Here is a 17,421-nt window from a genome sequence, read left to right as displayed (position 1 = left end):
GTTTGGAGCCCCAGCCCCGCACCGGTCCCACGACGGCGATCCCTTACAGGTTCCCTCGGCAGGGGACCTGCGTCGTCCACCTGTGCTTCGTGTCAGCAGGGTGGGAGCAGCGGCTCGCATGACCGCTTGGGGGCGTCATGCCAACTGCCCGTGTTCTTCGGTCGGCACTCGTGGTCTGTTCCCTGACCGCGGGTCTGATGGCCGTACCGGTCACCGCCCATGCTCAGATCCCTGTTCTGTGCAGCGAAAGCGCGCTGGTGGCCGCCGTCAATGCGGCGAACGCGGCAGGCGGCGAAACCCTGGCGCTGACTCCGTTCTGCACCTACTCGCTCACCACTGCTCACGGCAGTGCGTCGGACGGGCCGGTCGGGCTGCCACCCATCACCACCTCGATCACCATGGCGGGGCTGGGAACGGTCATCGCCCGCGACCCGTCAGCACCGGCCTTCCGGGTGCTGGAGGTCCAGGGCGACGCGAACGTTCCGGGAACCAACGGCCAGCTCACACTGGCCGCGATCACCATCCGGGGCGGCAACGCGCCCGCTCCCTACCCCGGCGGCGGCATCACCGACCGAGGCGGTGCGGTGACCCTGGTGTCCAGTTCGGTCACTGGCAACAGCGCCGTGGCCGGCGGCGGCATCTACGTCGACAACGGAGCGGTGTCCCTGACGGCCAGCAGCGTCACCGGAAACTCCGCCACTGCCGCCGGTGGCGGCATCTACCGCAACTCCGGCGTGGTGAGCCTGCTGGTCAGCGACGTCAGCCGGAACGCCCCCAACAACTGCGCTCCCGCGGGGAGCGTCCCGGGCTGCGCGGACTGACGGCACGGCCCGACCGGCACCACCCGACGGCCGAACGGCACCACCGGCTCGCTGCGGCATCGGCGCGGCGCACCGCCGTGCACACCGATCACCCGGCCCCCCGGGGCCATCCACCCGTTCCTCCATGACGAGAAGAGGCAATCATGCCCCTCAGCCCCAACCAAGGCTCCACCGGCGGTGGGACAACCGTCACCATCACCGGTACCAACCTCGCCGGAGCCACTGCCGTCCACTTCGGCACGAAGCTGGGCACGATCACGGCCAACACCGCCACCTCGGTCACGGTCCTCTCCCCCTCCGGGACGGGTACGGTCAACGTCACGGTGACCACACCCGGCGGGACCAGCAACCCGCTGCCCTTCTTCTACGTGGGGGCGCCGTTCAAGTCGAGCCTGAGTCCGGTCTCCGGCCCCACCGCGGGCGGCGATACCGTCACCATCACCGGCACCGGGTTGTCCACTGCCACCTCCGTCGCCTTCGGCGCGTCCTCCGCCACGCCGACCGTGGTCAACGACAGCCAGCTCACGGTCACCGTGCCGGCCGGCGCGGCGGCAGGGTCGGTCGGTGTCAGCGTGACCACTGCGGGCGGCACCAACAACGGGCTGTCGTACACCTACGTCGACACTCCCGCCATCACCTCCCTGACGCCGACGGCCGGGCCGACTTCCGGCGGGACCGCGGTGACCATCACCGGAACCCAGCTGACCACCACACAGGCGGTCTCCTTCGGTGGTGCCCCGGCGTCGTTCGACGTCATCAACGACACCACCATTTCGGCCGTCACCCCGCCCGGCGCCGCCGGCGCCGTGGACGTAACGGTCGTCACCACAGGCGGAGCAGCAACCGCTGCGGGCGCCTTCACCTACACCGCAGGGCCCGGCATCTGACGTACGGGTCGCTGAGCCTGGTCCCCCCGGCCAGGCGCGCGGGGGCCTCCCCGGATCCCCCCAACCCTCACCGGGCAGGCCCCCGCGCATTCCCTTCGCTGAAGACACCGGACCAGCCTTCCTCGCAACGGGCCCGGCGCCCGCACCGACCGTCACATTCTCGAAGGAGCGGACCCCTTGAACGCATCCCATGACCTGCCGAAGAGGTCCTCCGCCCTGGCCGTGCCCCCGCCCACCGTCCTCTCCGTGTCGCCCGGTTCGGGGTCCGTCGCGGGAGGGACGAGCGTGACGGTGACCGGCACGAACTTCTCCGGAGCCAGCAATGTGCGCTTCGGGGCGAACGCGGCGTTGTCCTTCACGGTCAACTCCGATACCCGGATCACCGCCGTCGCGCCGCCCGGGACCGGAACGGTTCAGGTGACCGTCACCACCCCCGCCGGCATCAGCTCGCAGTTCGTCACGTACGCGTACACGCAGGTGGCCGGGCCGGTGCTGAGTTCCGTGATCCCGCAGTCCGGTCCGGTTGCGGGTGGGACGACGGTGACGTTGACGGGGTCGGGCCTGTCCAATGCGACGGCGGTGCGGTTCGGTTCGGCGGTTGCGTCCTCGTTCACGGTGGTCTCCGACACACAGGTCACGGCGGTGGCCCCGGCGGGTTCGGGCACCGTGCAGATCACGGTGACCACGCCGGGCGGGACGAGCAATGGGGTGGCGTACGCGTACGGGGCGGTGCCCACCGTCAGCAGCGTGAGCCCGAACCAGGGCCCCGTGTTCGGTGGGAACACCGTGATCCTGACCGGCAGCAACTTCTCGGGAGCGACTGCGGTCACCTTCGGCACCACAACAGCCACCAGCTTCACGGTCGACTCCCCGACCCGGATCACCGCTGTCGTCCCCCCGGGAGCGGCCGGAGCGGTACAGATCACCGTCACCGGTCCCGGCGGCACGAGTGCCCCCGGCGCCACCTACTTCTACCTCGCCGTTCCGATCCTCACCGGCGTCACGCCGGCGTCAGGGCCTCTGGGCGGCGGCACCGGCGTGACGTTGACGGGCAGCCACTTCCTCAACGCGACGGCGGTTCGTTTCGGAGCCGCGGCAGCCTCCTTCACGGTCGTCTCGGACACCCGGATCACCGCAATCGCGCCGCCGGCCTCCACTGCCGGTGCGGTCCAGGTGACCGTCACCACTCCTGGCGGAACCGGCGGAGACCTCACCTACGAGTACCTCGCGGCGCCCGTAGTGACGGCGCTGAGCCCGGCAGCAGGGCCCGTGTCCGGTGGTGCCATCGTCACGCTGACCGGCAGTGGCTTCGCCCGGACGACATCGGTGCGCTTCGGCACTGTGACCGCCGCGTTCACCGTGGTCTCCGACACCGCGCTCACCGCCGTGGCCCCGCCCGGACCACCAGGGCCGGTCGGCATCACCGTCACCACCCCAGGCGGTACCAGCCCCGCCCTGACCTACTCCCGAGTACCTCCCCCCACCATCTGAGCCCGTCATGCAAGAGGTGACGCATGAGGAAGACGAAAGAGCGAAGCGAGAGGGTCGCCGCCCTCCGGGCCGATTACCGCAGCGAACTGGCCCAAGGCCTGGAGCGGTTCTTCGAACCCCGGCGAAGAGTGTGCCCCTGGTGCGCCTCCGACCGCCTGCGCCAGCGCCTGCGCAGCACCGATCACCTCCAGCAGAAACCGGGGGTCTTCGTGCTCGATCAGTGCTGCAGCTGCGGGCACGTCTTCCAGAATCCCAGGCTCAACGCACAGGGGCTGGAGTTCTACTACCGTGACTGCTACGACGGCCTGGGACAGGCGACGATGGCGCGACTGGCCTCCTCGCCCCTCGCGAACAGGCTCTACCGGGCACGCGCCCGCGCGGTGCTGCCCCACGGCCGCCCGGTCCTGTGGCTGGACGTGGGAACCGGCCAGGGCCACTTCTGCGCCGTGGCCCGAAAAATTCATCCGAACACCGAGTTCCATGGGCTCGACCAGGGCGAGGGCGTGCTGCGCGCCGGACGCGAGGGCCGCATCGCACGGGCCTACCGAGGCTCCTTCACCGAACTGAGCCAGCGGCTCGCCGGACGGTACGACGCGGTGAGCATGTACCACTACCTCGAACACACTCCGGCACCGCGAAGAGAACTGGCCGCAGCGCACCGGGCGCTCCGCGTGGGCGGCCATCTCCTGATCGAGGTCCCCGACCCCCAGTCCCTCTCCGCCCGTCTGCTCGGCCGCTGGTGGGGTCCTTGGCTGCAGCCCCAGCACCTGCATCTCCTTCCGCTGGCGAACCTCTGCGAGGCGTTGGACGAGCACGGATTCACGGTGGTGTCCGTCGACCGGCGCGAGCCACACGTACCCACCGACCTCACCTCTGCGGCGGCCAACCTGCTCAAGGCCGTTCTGCCGCCCGAGGACGTGCCCTGGAGGCCCAGGAGACCGGGCCCGCTCAGTCGCTGGTTCCGCAGGGCGATGCTGCTGCAGACCGCACCCAACCTGGTGGTCCTTTTCGCCCTGGACCTGCTGTTGGCGCCCCTCATCCGCCGCACCCGCCTGTCCAACGCCTACCGGGTGATCGCGCGCCGTATCTGATCAAGCGCAACACGCCTGCCAATGAAGGGAGTTGGCCATGCGTGTACTCATTGCTTCCGCAGGTTCGCACGGGGACGTGGCCCCGTACACCGGCCTGGGGACGCGTCTGACGGCAGCCGGGCACGAGGTGGTGCTGGCGACGCACGAACGCTCCGCCGCGCTGGTCCGCAGCTGTGGACTCGGCTTTCTTCCATTGCCGCTCGACCGGGGTGCGACGACCGGCCCCGGCACGCGGCGCACACCGCCCAAGGCCGGCCTCTCCGCGGGCGAACAGCTCCGCATAGTACGGGAGTTGGGGCCGATGATGGCTGATGCGCTGGCGGATGCCTGCGCGGCCGGTGCGGAGCTCCTGCTGTTCTCCAGCGGCCTGGCACCCTTGGCACTGGTGGCAGCGGCAGGAGTGGGGCTGCCCAGTATGGGAGTCTTCCTGCAACCGCTGGCCCCCACCCGGGAGTTCCCCCCGGTCGTTTCGGGCCTCCCGTCGTTGGGGCCGCTGGGCAACCGGGCGGCAGGCCAATGCGCCCAGTCGTTGCTGGTCCGCCTCTACGCACCGGCGGCGCGCCATCTGCGGCGACGGCTGCACGTGACGGCGCACGCCGTCGAGCGGAGGCGGGCCGCCTCTCCCGTGTACCACGGTTTCAGCCCCAGGGTCGTACCGCGACCTTCCGACTGGCGGCCGGGCATGGACGTGGTCGGGTACTGGTGGCCGGCCGAGGACCCTGAGTGGACACCGGATCCCGGACTGGCCGATTTCCTGCGGGCCGGACCGCCGCCGGTCTACGTGGGCTTCGGCAGCATGAACCTCGGAGACTCGGAGGACCTCGGGCGTCTGGTGGCACGTGCCTTGCGACTGGCCGGGGTACGCGGTGTGGTGCAGGCGGGCCGGGCCGGTCTGTCGCTCCACGGGGACGATGTGCTGACGATCGGTGCCGTTCCGCACGCACAGCTGTTTCCGCAGGTGTCCGCGGTGATACACCACGCGGGAGCAGGCACCACGGCGGCCGGCCTGCGGGCGGGGGTACCGGCGGTGCCGGTGCCGGTGATGCTGGACCAGCCGTTCTGGGCGTCCCGTTTGCGGGCCCTCGGTGTCAGTCCCGGTGTGCTGCCGGTGCGGCGACTCTCCGCGGAGAGACTGGCGGAGGCCGTGCGGCGCGCCGTACGCGATCCCTGGTACCGCCACCGTGCGCGGCGCCTGTCCGCGCTGATCGCAGCGGAGGACGGCGCCGGACGGGTGCTGGCAGCCGTCGACCACAACGACTGAACCATGGCGTTTTTCCCCGGCGTTGAGGCTTAGGCCAAACGGGTGCCTTGTGGTCGGAACCGTTACCTGGGCCGGCCCGCGTTGGTTTACTGGCTCCATCCGAACCGGCGGGCCGCCCATCCCTTCCCCGGGAAAGTCGGCGTCCTGACGCCCGCCCGCTCGCGCTCCCAACAGGCAAGCCCTTGGCGGCCGTTGCCCGCTTTCCCACAGGCCCTTGGAAGGGACCCGGTGTTCCTCCGGCACCCTCATCCTCGCCGCTCGGCGAGGACGACACCTGTAGGGAGTTCCCCATGAACCGTGTCCGTATCGCTGCCGCCACCGGCACGTCCGCCGTTGCGATAGCTCTCGCCCTGGGCGTTGCCCCCATGGCCTCGGCCGCGCCCGCCCATGCCGCCGTCTCGGCCTGCGTGTCCGACCTCCAGGCCGCCCAGAACTCCAACAACGCGGCCATTGCGGCGGACCAGGCCAACAACACCAACGCCGCCCGCACCCACAACCTGGGCACCACTACCTCGCTGCTCTCGGCGGCGGTCGACTGCCTCGGGCAGCCCTCGGTGGTGACGGCCAACGTACTCACCGCCACGACAAGTAACCTCTCCGCGACGGTGTTCAACGTGCTGGGGGCTTCGGCCGCCGCCCTGAATGCGGAGCAATCGACTGCCGCAGCTATCACCAGCGCTCTGGCCAACGCAAGCTGACCTTTTCCGTACACAGGTGGGGGCCCGGGCCGCACGCCCGGGCCCCCACCGCGCTTTCCCCCGGGTTGTCATTCCGCGGAATTGCGCGCTGCGCCGAACGAGTGGGCCGATGTCAAGGACATTGCCCCGCTGAAAACCCTTCTGGGTTACTGGGGGATGCCTGGTCGGTGGGCCGTCCATCCCCCTCGGGCTTCAGTGGTCGGTCCGCCCACCAGCCCCCTGCGTGCAGGGCTGGGACGGAAAACCCGACAGCGTGACGGCCCTCGCACCTCGCGAGTGTGAACAGGCCCTCTGCGCGCCGCCGGTGTTCTCCTCCGGTACGGCCGGCTGCTGCCAGTGCCCGGACTACGAGCTCGTGAACCGCATCGTCGCGAGCCGAGCCGGGCGACAATCCGCAGACAGCAGGAGGACCTCCATGTGCACATGCACGAACCAGCCGAATCCGCAGGCGGCCCAGGCGCTGCTCCCGTCTCTCCAGCCCCCTCAGCTTCAGCCCCCGCACCTCAATTTTCCGGGCCTCGGCCCGGTTCTGATCGCGCTGCTGCCCAACTCGGGACCCGTCGACGGTGGTAACACGGTGACGCTGTTCGGACTGGGCCTGGCCGGAACGACCAGCGTGCTGTTCGGGGACGACGAGGCGACCATCGTCGGGCAGGACCCCTTCGGGCTGACCGTCACGGTGCAGCCCCCGCCGCACGACGCCGGTGCCGTGCAGGTCACCGCCACGAACGCGGTGGGCACCACCAACCCGGTGACGTACGTCTACGTCGAGCAGCCCCCGCTGCCCGAGCCGCAGGCGACCGCGATCATCCCCGTCTCCGGTCCGACCGGGGGCGGCACCCTGTTCACCATCATCGGCTCCGGACTGCAGAACGGGAGCGTGACGTTCGGGGACAACTCCGCGACCGTCCTGGGAGCCGACCCCTCCGGCACGTTCCTGTTCGGCATCACTCCGGCCGGACCCGACGGCGGCGGCAACGTCCCGGTCGTGGTGACCACACCGGGAGGCAGCGCCACTGTCCCCGGCGGGTTCACCTACCTGTGAGGTAGGGGATTTCCCCAGGGCAGCGCCCCGGGCGTGGTGTCCTCGTCGTCCGGCCCCCGTCCCCCTCGGGACGGGGGCCGGGCCTTCGTGGGGGCACCACGCGGCGTCCTAGCGCACGGGGCCGGCGCTCGGCGGGAGGTAGCGCCGGACCTCGTCCGGCGAAGGGCGTCCGGCGACGTCGTGCAACTCGGACACCGACATCCCGGCGTCCGCCATCCACGTCAGTCCGGTGGGCCGTAGATCGTTGCGCAGCAGGAACTCGTGCCCCAGCTCCACGACGACGTCGTCCCAATTCGTTGCCTCCCTCAGCAGCGGGGTGGAAAAGCGGCCACCGGACGGTGCGGTGAACAGTCGGGTTTGCGGTGCTTGGCGGGCTGCCTGCAACCGTCGGGCCAGCAGCATCCGTGCCGCGGGACGCAGCGGCACCGCTCGCCGGCTCCGGTTGCGGCACGCGCATTCGGTCAGGCCGTCCGGCACGAAGACGGTGTGCCGGCTCACGTTCCAGGTCCAGGTCGCCGGGTCGATGTCCTGGGCGCGCAGGGCGGACACCTCACTGAAGCGGGTGCCCGTCCAGGCGGTGAAGCGCACGATGTCGCCCCAGCCCTGGTAGCCGTCCGAGGACTGCTGGACGAGCCTGGCCGCCAGGAGGTCGAGCGCCGCCGGGTCGGGCAGCGCCAGCGACCGCGGCGTGGTGCGTTCGCGCTGGGCACGCTGGTATTCCCGCTGCCAGCCGGCGATGCGCGCGGGATTGGCGTCGAGGACCTCATCGTGCACGGCCTGTTCGAGGACCCGCACCAGCACCGCCAGGCTGTTCTTCACCGTCGACAGCCCGTATTCGTCCGCGATCCAGCAGTGCAGCGCCCGCTTGACGTCCCGTCGGGTCATCCTCCGTACCGGGATGTGCCCCAGGCTCGGGAGGACACGCAGCCGCCATCCGGCCTCGTACGGACACATGGTGAGGGGCTCCAGCCCGTGCATCGCGGCCGCCCACCGATATCTCCCGTACTCGGCGAGTGACATCGTGCGGCTGTCGACCGTGCGGGAAGGCCGCGGCGGGAAAACAATCGTCATTCTCCAATTACCCTTGTCTGATGGGGTGTTGTCGGGCCGTGCTGGGATGGCGGGAATTATTCGTACGTGGTGAAGGCGACGCCCGGCCGTGGGTACTTCAGAAAGATGTGCTATGCCGCGTCACAGGTCGGCGGTACCGCCTTGGTAACGTCCTGAGGCAACCGATTTCGTCGTGGCCGAGCTCCCTGCGCGCGAATCCGCAGCGGCGAGTTGGCGGTGGCGCACGTCATCTTTTCGCCGCAGCGCTGGAGGAGGCATGGCGGCGCTACATCGGTCATGAGTGAATTAAAAGCACCCCGCAATGCCGGTGCGCAAGTTGGTCGGTGCGAATTTGCAGTTCTACGCGCTGCTCCGAATGGGTGGCCTTATCGGTTGACTGTTGTAGCGCACCCTGGGCGCATGGATAACTATTCGCATCCAACCGGTGGGCCGCCCACCCTCTCCGGGGAGCGGCATCCGGCCTACTCGTGCACCCGGCCCAGTGCCTGGTTACGGGTCAGACCGTTGCCGTATGGGCGTCCCCGGCGGAGGGTCTTGGATCCGTCAGCCGGCGTCGGTTTTTCCGGCGCCGGCTGATCGGCCCCCCACCGCCGAGCGAGGGGCGCCATGCGATCGACTTCCGCGTGGTGACCGTCCCCAAGTCCACCACGAGCGCAGCGGCCACCGCCTTCGCCGCTGTCGAACCCCCCTCACCGGCGCAGCCCCGCCGGTATCGACAGGCCCGGCCTTCGTCGCCCCTCCGGGAGCCGCCGCCCGCGCGGTGACCTCCACGCAGGTTCCCCCACCGCATCTCTGCATCGCCATCGGCCGTAAATCCGGCTGCGAACCAGAAAACCTGCGAAAAACCCCGGAGTGGACCATGCCACGAAAAAGCATCGTGATTCTCGTCGACGAGGCCGGGGGAACGGCCCTCCCCCAGAACTCGCGTGAAGAAGCCCGGGATCCGGTCCGGCTCGTGCGCGGCAGCGGCTACGAGCGTTTCGAATTCTACGGCGAATACGCGGAGCTGGACGGCGAGCAAGTGCCCGTGTACCGCTGGCATTACCGCACGTCCATTGCCGAGTAGGCATCGCGCGCCCCGGCGAAGAAACCAAGTCACAGAGGACGGCACATGACGATCCTCGTGAGGGACGGAGTCCTGCCATGAAACAAGCCGTGTACCCCGAAGACCACGACACCGGCCGCCGGGCCGTGGTGACCGGGGTCGGGTTCTGTCTGCCCGGCCCGACGAAACCGGTCTTCACGGCCGAAGAGGCGTGGGACGTGGCCGCAAACGGCCGGTCGTGCCTGACGTACGACGAGGTCTACTACGGTGCCGTCGGCCTGACCCAGGAAATGTTTGACGAACACTTCCCGGACCTTCCGCCGTTCTTCTCCCGCCACTACACCCCGGCACACCAATACGGCCTTCTTTCGCTGGCGCACGCCTGCGAGGACGCCGGACTGAATTTCCGGGACGGAGAACTCAGCGATGCCGCCATTCTGGTCGGACGCGGGGGAGTGGACGCCAACATCGACAGTTATCTGTCGGTGCTCCGCGCCGATCCCGCGACGACCAGCGCGCCGGAAGCCATGGAACTGTTCGTCGCGGCCCAACAGGCGGTGACGCCTTCGGACGTGGCCCTGGTCCAGTCCGCGCTGGTCCGCTCCAACGGTCCCACCTACACCGTCTCGTGCGGCTGCGCATCGTCCGCCGTACAGATCGGCAACGCCCGGCAGATGATCACCCGGGGTGAGGCCGACATCGCCGTCGTGACCGGCGTCGACGTCTTCAACATGCACCTCATCCAGAACATCCAGCGGCTGCTGCACGGCGCCCAGCAGACCTACGACTCGGTGCGGACGCCGGGGATGCCGCAGCAGGTGCCGTCCTTCCTCTCCCTCATGCGCCCCTACGACCGCCGGGCGAGCTGCATCAACCACGGCGAGGGCTCGGCCACCGTGATCATCGAGAGCTGGGACCACGCAGTCAGACGCGGTGCGCACATCTACGGCCAGGTGCTCTCCACCGCCATGGCCCGCGACGGCCTGGCCAACCCGCTCGCCTGCGACGAGACCGGCGGCGAACTGGTCGCCGCCGTCCACCGCTGCCTCGGCGACCGCTGGGACCTGGGCAACGTGCCGTACGTCCACGGCGGCAGCGACGGCAACATCGTCGTCACCGCCTTCGAGGCCGCCGCCATCAAGGAGTTGTACGGGGCCGACAACCCTCCCCTGATGACCTCGCAGGAGGGCTGCTTCGGCCACAACGGCGCCCCGGCGGGCTGCACGGGGGTCGCCCTGACGCTCATGATGATCGAGCGAGGGCAGGTCTGCCCCACCGCCAACTGCGAGGAACCCGCCGACGGCCTCACCTTCGACCCCGTCCCCGGGGTCCGGCCCCGCCCGCTCGACTTCGACTACGCGCTGACCTTCAACTACCAGGTCGGCGGGGTCAAGAACGCCATCCTCCTCGGCAGCACCCAGGTCGTGTGACCGCGGACCACGCCTACGTACGGAGACCCGATGAGCAACCACACGCTTCCTCCGGCCGCCACGCCGCAGACCCCGACCGGCACCGAGCGCATCGCCGTGATCGGCATGGGATGCCGGCTTCCCGGCGACACCCCTTCGCCCGCAGCCCTGTGGCGCCTGCTGTCCGAAGGCCGGGACGCGGTCGGCGACTTTCCCCCCGAACGCCGGCGCCTCGTCCAGGGTGACTCGCTCGGCCGCGGAGATCCCGCGGCACCGGCCTTCCTGCCGGGCGGCTACCTGCGCGAGGTGGCGGGCTTCGACGCCGCCTTCTTCGGCGTCGCAGGCGGGGAGGCCGATGTCCTCGACCCCCAGCACCGCCTGCTGCTGGAAGTCACCTGGGAGGCGCTGGAACACGCCGGCCTTCCGCCGGAGCGGGTGCACGGCACCCCGACCGCCGTCTTCACCGGCATCAGCTACGGCGACTACATGGACCACCTGACCGGGACGCCCCGGGAACTCGAAGGGTCGATCCTGACCAACGGCCACTGCGTGGCGGCCGGCCGAGTCTCCTACCTCCTGGGAGTGCACGGATCGAGCGTGGCCCTGGACACCGCCTGCTCCTCCTCGCTGGTGGCCGTGCACATGGCGCGCCAGGCACTGTGCGCCGGCGAGTGCGACCTGGCACTGGCCGGCGGCGTCACCCTGACCTTCCAGCCCCGCATCACCCGCTCCTTCGCACGGATGGGCATGCTCTCCGCCAGCGGGCGCTGCCGCACCTTCGACGCCGGAGCCGACGGCTTCGTCCGCGGCGAGGGCTGCGGCGTGGTGGTGCTCAAACGCCTCAGCGACGCCGTTCGGGACGGCGATCGCGTACTGGCCGTGATCCGCGGGTCCGCGACGAACCAGGACGGTTCGTCCGACGGACTGGCCGCACCGTCGGCCGCCGCCCAGCGCGCCCTCTACCGGGAAGCCCTCGCACGCGCCGGGATCGACCCCCAGGACGTCGGGATGGTCGAGACCCACGGCACGGGCACCCCGGTGGGTGACCCCATCGAGTTCGCCGGACTGGCCGACGTCTACGGGGACGGCCCCGGCCGCTGCGCCCTGACCTCGGTGAAGACCAACGTCGGACATCTGGAACCGGCCGCCGGGGTCACCGGGCTGATCAAGGCCGTGCTGTGCCTGCAGCGCGGCGCCATCCCGGCGAACCTGCACTTCCGGCAGTGGAACCCGGCCATCTCCGCGGCCGACACCCGCTTCTTCGTGCCCACCGAGCTGACCGCCTGGCCCCTCCCGACGCCGGCCCGGCTGGCGGCGGTGTCCTCCTTCGGCTTCTCCGGAACCAACGCCCACGTACTGCTGGAGCAGGCCCCGAACACTTCGGCGCCCCGACGCCACGAAGAGCCGGCGCCCACGGCGCCCGACGTCTTCCTCGTACCGGCCGGCTCCCCGGACGTGCTGCCGGCCGCGGCCGGCAGGCTCGCCGAGTGGGTGTCCGGTGAGGGCGCGAACGTACCGCTGCGGGACCTCGCGCACACCCTGGCCCTGCGGCGCTGCACCGGCCATGGCCGGCTGGGGGTCGTGGCGTCCGGGCGCCGCGAACTCCTCGGCGCGCTCCGGGCGTTCGCCGACGGGCAGCGCCACCCCGCGGTGGTGACCGGGGCGGTGGGCGCGGCGGTGGAGCGGCAACCGGTCTGGGTGTTCTCCGGCCAGGGCTCCCAATGGTCCGGAATGGGACGCGGCCTGCTGAAGAGCGAACCGGCCTTCCGTGAGGCGTTGAGCGAGGTCGGCGAACTCATCCGGGCCCAGAGCAAGGTCTCCGTGGTCGACGTCATCCGGAAGGGCAAGCCCGTCAAGGGCTGTGGCGAGGTGCAGCCGGTGCTGTTCGCGCTCCAGATCGCCCTCGCCGCGACCTGGCGCTCGTACGGGGTCGAACCCGCCGCGGTCATCGGCCACTCCATGGGCGAGGTCGCGGCGGCTGTGGTGGCCGGGGCACTGACGCTCGCCGAAGGGGTCCGGGTGATCTGCCGCCGCTCCGGCCTGCTCAGTGACATCGCGGGCACCGGCAGCATGATGAGCGTGGGACTGAGCGCCGATGCGGTCCGCGAGGAACTCGCGGACGGCGCGGCCGAGACCGTGTCCGTCGCCGTGCTGTCCTCACCGGACACGACCGTGGTGGCCGGACGCACCACGGAGGTGAGCCGACTGGCCGCCGCCTGGGAGGCCCGGGGGATCCCGGTCTTCCCGATCGCCGTGGACGTCGCCTCCCACTGCCCGCTGGTCGACCCGGTCCTCCCCGCACTGCGCTCGGCGCTGGCCGGGCTGACGCCGCGGCCGCCCGCGGTGCGGTTCTACTCGACCGTGGTGGAGGCGGGCGCCACCCCGTCCTTCGACGCCGACTACTGGTGCGACAACCTGCGCCGACCCGTGCGGTTCGCCGAGGCGGTGGCCGCCGCCGCGGCCGACCGGCACCAGGTCTACGTCGAGCTCTCGCCCCATCCCGTCGTCACCCACTCCGTCGAGCGGAGCCTTTCCGGGCTGGTCACCTCCTCGGCCGTGCTGCCCACGCTCCGCCGCGAGGAGGACGAACCGACCACGCTGCGCACCCAGCTCGCCGCACTGCACTGCGCCGGAGTCCCGGTGAACTGGCGGCGCCTGTACGACGGCGGCAACCTCGTCGACGCCCCCACCCTCACCTTCGACCGGCGCCACCACTGGGCCGAGGCCGCCCGCCGCACCGCGCCCACCGGCCCGGGCGACTCCCTCCTGCCCGGCCGGCACTCCGAGGTGCCGGGCGAGCCCGTACGCCATTGCTGGCGCGCCGACGCCGGCACCGACGCACTGCCCTGGCTCGCCGACCACCGGGTCCACGGCGACCCGGTCATGCCCGGCGCCGCCCACTGCAGCATCGCGCTCACGGCGGCCGCCGAGGCCTTCGGGACCGCCCCGCACGAAGTCGACATCACCGACGTGCACTTCGAGCAACTGCTGCGACTCGCCCCGCACACCGACCTCAGCACCGTCGTGACCATGGCAGCGTCCGACCGGGCACACTGCGAGATCCTCGCGCGGGGCGACGACGGCGACTGGGAGCGGCAGGCCGACGCGGTGCTGCACCGGCTGACCGTACGACCGGACACCCGGCCCCGGCCCATCGAGGCCCTCACGGTGCGCCATCCGGTCCGGCTGGACCCGGGCGACCTGTACCGGAACCTGCGCCGGCGCGGCCTGGAGCACGGCCCGGCCTTCACCGGCATCACCGAACTGCGCACCGAACGCCATCACAGCAGCTATCTCGCCAAGGTCACCCTCCCGGCCCGGGCGAAGGACCCCGCACCCGGCCTCGCGGTCCATCCCGTGCTGCTCGACCTCTGCGCCCAGCTCGCGGTGGCACCGCTGATGCACGAGGACGACAGCGCCCCCGTGCTGCCCGTCGCCGTGCAGGCGGTACGCGTCCTGGGCGATGCCGCACGGGCCGAGTACTGCCACGCGCACATCAGCGAGAACGCGCCGGACAGCGTGGTCGCCGACGTCCGGCTGCTGGACGGCGACGGCGCGGTCGTGCTCGCCGTCAACGGCCTGCGCTTCACACGGCGGGCCGCACGCAGCGCGCCGGCGGCCGATGACTGGCTGCTGGAGATCGACTGGCAGTCCTCCCCGAGGTCGCTCACCGACGCCGGCCAGGCACCGGGCAGCTGGTTCCTCGTCGGGGAGGCGGACGGATCGGCCCGGGTACTGGCCGCCGCGCTGCGCACCCGCTGCGCCCGCACCGGCGTCTGGGACCGGCCGCTGGACGACACGCCCCTCGACACCCTCCGCAACTCCCTCAGCGAACGCCTGGCCGCCGGACTCCAGCCGCCGCGCGGCGTGGTGCTGGTGTGCGGCCGGCAGAGCGGTGCCGAACCGACCGAGGAATCGTTGCGCCGCACCCGAAGACTGCTCGCCGTCCTGCAGGCCATCACCGCGAGCGCGTCGTCACCGCGGCTGTACGTCATCACCCAGGGCGCCCGGGACGTGCTGCCGGACGACACCGTGGACATCGGGCAGAGCAGCCTGCGGGGACTGGTGCGGGTCGGTGCCCTGGAGCACCCGGAACTGCACCCGACGCTGGTGGACGCCGACTCCCGGAACGCCGACCCCGCCGACGTGGCCGAGGAGTTGCTGGCCGACGCCGGCGACGACGAGGTCGCGCTGCGCTCCGGCGACCGGTGGGTGGCCCGGCTGCGGCGTGCCCCGGCCGAGCAGGAACGTCCGCTGACCCCGTGCGCCGTGCAGTACGGCGTGGACGGGTTCCGGCTGCGTGCGGCCAGGCTCGGCGATCTGTCGAGCCTGGAGTACGCCGTGGTCCGGCGGCGCCCACCGCAGCGCGGTGAGGTCGAGGTACGGGTCACCGCGGCGGGCCTGAACTTCCGGGACGTGCTGACGGCGTTGGGCCTGCTCCCCGGCGACGAGGACGTCCGCTACCGCATCGGGTTCGAGTGCTCCGGTGTCGTCAGCGCGGTGGGCGCCGGCGTGGACCATGTGCAGGTCGGGGACGAGGTGGTCGCCATCGACCTGCGGGGCGGCGCGTTCGGCTCGTTCCTGACCGTCCCGGCCGAGGGGGTGGCGCCGATCCCCGCCGGTCTCGGGCAGGTCACCGCGGCGGGGCTGCCGGTCGCCTTCGTGACGGCCTGGTACGCCCTGCGGCACGTCGCGCGCCTCGCGGCCGGGGAGCGGGTGCTGATCCACTCGGCCACCGGCGGCACCGGGCTCGCGGCGATCGCGGTGGCCCGCTCGCTGGGGGCCGATGTGCTGGCCACGGCCGGCAGCGAGGAAAAACGCCGCTACCTCCACGGCATGGGCATCCGGCACGTCATGGACTCCCGCTCCCTGGAGTTCGGGGAGAAGGTCCGCGAGGCGACCGGCGACGGTGTCGACGTCGTACTCAACTCACTCTCCGGCGCGGCGATCCGCACCGGACTGGAGACCCTCCGTCCGTTCGGCCGGTTCGTGGAGCTCGGGGTGCGCGACATCCTGTCCGACGCCCCGCTGGGGATGCTGCCCCTGCGCCACAACGTCACCTTCCGGACCGTCGACCTGATCGAGTTGCGCCGCCACCGTCCCAACGCCTTCGCCCGCGTATGGCAGGAGGTCCTCGACGAGTTCGAAGCCGGCCGGCTCACACCGCTGCACTGCACCGAATACCCGCTGTCCGAAGCGACCACGGCCTTCCGGACCATGGCCGCCGCCGACCACATCGGCAAGGTCGTGCTGGCCGTGCCGCACGCCGGCCGGGCCCGCGCCGCACTGCCCGAGATGGGGCTGCCGGTCCGGAAGGGCGGTGCCTACATCGTCACCGGCGGACTGCGCGGCCTGGGGCTGGCCACCGCACGGTGGCTCGCCGCGAACGGCGCCGGTCATCTCGTCCTCAACGGGCGTTCCGCGCCCTCCCCGGACGCCGCACGGCAGATCGCCGACCTGGGCAAGGACACCACCAAGGTGTCGGTGGTCCTCGGCGACATCGCCGAACCGGGCACCGCGGAGCGGTTGGTGACGACCGCGGCGACCGGGGGCTTCCCGCTGCACGGGGTGGTGCACTGCGCCATGGTCCTGGACGACGCCGCCCTCCCCAACGTCACCGACGAACAGCTGGAACGGATCTGGCTGCCGAAGGCCGCGGGTGCCTGGCGGCTGCACCACGCCACAGAGGGGTGCCCGCTGGACTGGTTCGCGGCGTTCTCCTCGATGGCCTCCCTGCTCGGCAACGCCGGCCAGGGCGCCTACGCCGCGGCGAACTCCTGGCTCGACGGCTTCGCGGCCTGGCGCTCCGCCCGCGGCTTGCCCACCCTGGCGGTGAACTGGGGCCCCTGGGGCGAGACGGGCGTCGCCACCGACTTCGGCCGGCGCGGCTACCACACCATCCCCACCGATCAGGGCATGGCCGCGCTGGAGGCCCTGCTGTCCCGACGGCGTGTGCAGACCGGTGTGCTCCCCGGGCCGTCGGACACCTGGCTCCCATCCACGGGCCGGCACCTCCCCTTCTTCAGCGCGGTCTCGACCGAGCGGCCCGCCAAGGGGACCGAAGCCAACGGGACCGAAGCCCCTGAGGAGCCCGGGGAGTTGCGCGCCTGGCTCAGCGCTCTGCCCACCGGCCTGGCGCGCAGAGCAGCACTGGAGGAGCGGCTGGCGGACCACGTCCGGGCGGTGTTGCGCCTGGGTGACGGCACCGTCGACCCGCAGATCCCGCTGAAATCCCTGGGATTCGACTCCCTCCTGGCCATGGAGATGCGGGTGCGCATCGAGCGGACCTTCGCCGTCTCGGTGTCCCGGAACTTCGTGTGGCAGCACCCCACATTGGCCGATCTCGCGGTGGGCGTCGCGGACCTTCTGGGGCTGGAACTGACCGCCACATAACGCGGCATGGAACGCTCTCTCCCGTTCGGCGGATACCTCGACGGTATCCGCCGAACGCGGTGCTGTCCGGCGACGATTATTCAGTTACGGCACCAATTACTCTCTATTCCCGCCACTCCCGCACAACGTTTTCTTGCGGTGATAGTATTTCGCTTCCCCATGTCTCCGCACCCCTTTTTGCGCCTCACGATGCGCCTTCCGGAACGCCC

11 protein-coding genes are annotated in these 17,421 nt (G+C 71.1%); 10 read left to right on the top strand and 1 reads right to left on the bottom strand.

Annotation, left to right across the window (positions count from 1 at the left end):
* The first annotated feature begins 170 nt into the window (after nucleotides 1-170).
* The 7 genes from ACZ7MX_RS02260 to ACZ7MX_RS02230 all read left to right on the top strand — a co-directional run bounded on the left by ACZ7MX_RS02260 (nucleotide 171) and on the right by ACZ7MX_RS02230 (nucleotide 7,294).
* A complete protein-coding gene (locus ACZ7MX_RS02260) occupies nucleotides 171-821 on the top strand; it encodes a hypothetical protein (protein WP_472128483.1) in 651 nt (216 codons plus the stop codon).
* Nucleotides 822-964: 143 nt separating this feature from the next.
* Nucleotides 965-1,708: an IPT/TIG domain-containing protein gene (locus ACZ7MX_RS02255; RefSeq protein ID WP_472128481.1), complete on the top strand. Its 744-nt coding sequence runs from the start codon at nucleotides 965-967 to the stop codon at nucleotides 1,706-1,708.
* Nucleotides 1,709-1,885: 177 nt separating this feature from the next.
* Nucleotides 1,886-3,199 (top strand): IPT/TIG domain-containing protein, encoded by a 1,314-nt coding sequence (locus tag ACZ7MX_RS02250; RefSeq protein WP_472128479.1) that lies wholly within the window; start codon nucleotides 1,886-1,888, stop codon nucleotides 3,197-3,199.
* Nucleotides 3,200-3,222: 23 nt separating this feature from the next.
* On the top strand, nucleotides 3,223-4,290 hold the full coding sequence (locus tag ACZ7MX_RS02245; protein ID WP_472128477.1) for a class I SAM-dependent methyltransferase: 1,068 nt from the start codon (nucleotides 3,223-3,225) through the stop codon (nucleotides 4,288-4,290).
* A gap of 37 nt (nucleotides 4,291-4,327) precedes the next feature.
* Nucleotides 4,328-5,551: a glycosyltransferase gene (locus ACZ7MX_RS02240; RefSeq protein ID WP_472128475.1), complete on the top strand. Its 1,224-nt coding sequence runs from the start codon at nucleotides 4,328-4,330 to the stop codon at nucleotides 5,549-5,551.
* 290 nt (nucleotides 5,552-5,841) lie between these two features.
* Nucleotides 5,842-6,249, top strand: a complete 408-nt coding sequence (locus tag ACZ7MX_RS02235; protein WP_472128473.1) for a hypothetical protein — start codon at nucleotides 5,842-5,844, stop codon at nucleotides 6,247-6,249.
* Nucleotides 6,250-6,664: 415 nt separating this feature from the next.
* On the top strand, nucleotides 6,665-7,294 hold the full coding sequence (locus tag ACZ7MX_RS02230) for an IPT/TIG domain-containing protein (protein ID WP_472128471.1): 630 nt from the start codon (nucleotides 6,665-6,667) through the stop codon (nucleotides 7,292-7,294).
* Between the two features lie 108 nt (nucleotides 7,295-7,402).
* Here ACZ7MX_RS02230 and ACZ7MX_RS02225 read toward each other — a convergent pair whose 3' ends face one another.
* On the bottom strand, nucleotides 7,403-8,365 hold the full coding sequence (locus ACZ7MX_RS02225) for a tyrosine-type recombinase/integrase (protein ID WP_472128469.1): 963 nt from the start codon (nucleotides 8,363-8,365) through the stop codon (nucleotides 7,403-7,405).
* A 760-nt stretch (nucleotides 8,366-9,125) separates the two neighbouring features.
* Here ACZ7MX_RS02225 and ACZ7MX_RS02220 point away from each other — a divergent pair.
* The 3 genes from ACZ7MX_RS02220 (at nucleotide 9,126) to ACZ7MX_RS02210 (ending at nucleotide 17,212) form a co-directional block, all read left to right on the top strand.
* Nucleotides 9,126-9,431, top strand: a complete 306-nt coding sequence (locus tag ACZ7MX_RS02220) for a DUF5988 family protein (protein WP_472128467.1) — start codon at nucleotides 9,126-9,128, stop codon at nucleotides 9,429-9,431.
* Nucleotides 9,432-9,508: 77 nt separating this feature from the next.
* A complete protein-coding gene (locus ACZ7MX_RS02215; protein WP_472128465.1) occupies nucleotides 9,509-10,840 on the top strand; it encodes a beta-ketoacyl synthase N-terminal-like domain-containing protein in 1,332 nt (443 codons plus the stop codon).
* Between the two features lie 30 nt (nucleotides 10,841-10,870).
* Nucleotides 10,871-17,212 (top strand): SDR family NAD(P)-dependent oxidoreductase, encoded by a 6,342-nt coding sequence (locus ACZ7MX_RS02210; protein WP_472128463.1) that lies wholly within the window; start codon nucleotides 10,871-10,873, stop codon nucleotides 17,210-17,212.
* Nucleotides 17,213-17,421: the final 209 nt, after the last annotated feature.

This window comes from Streptomyces sp. NPDC107765 (assembly GCF_055657085.1).
Note: the sequence above shows the minus strand (reverse complement) of the source record. Positions and strands in the feature narration are given on the sequence as shown.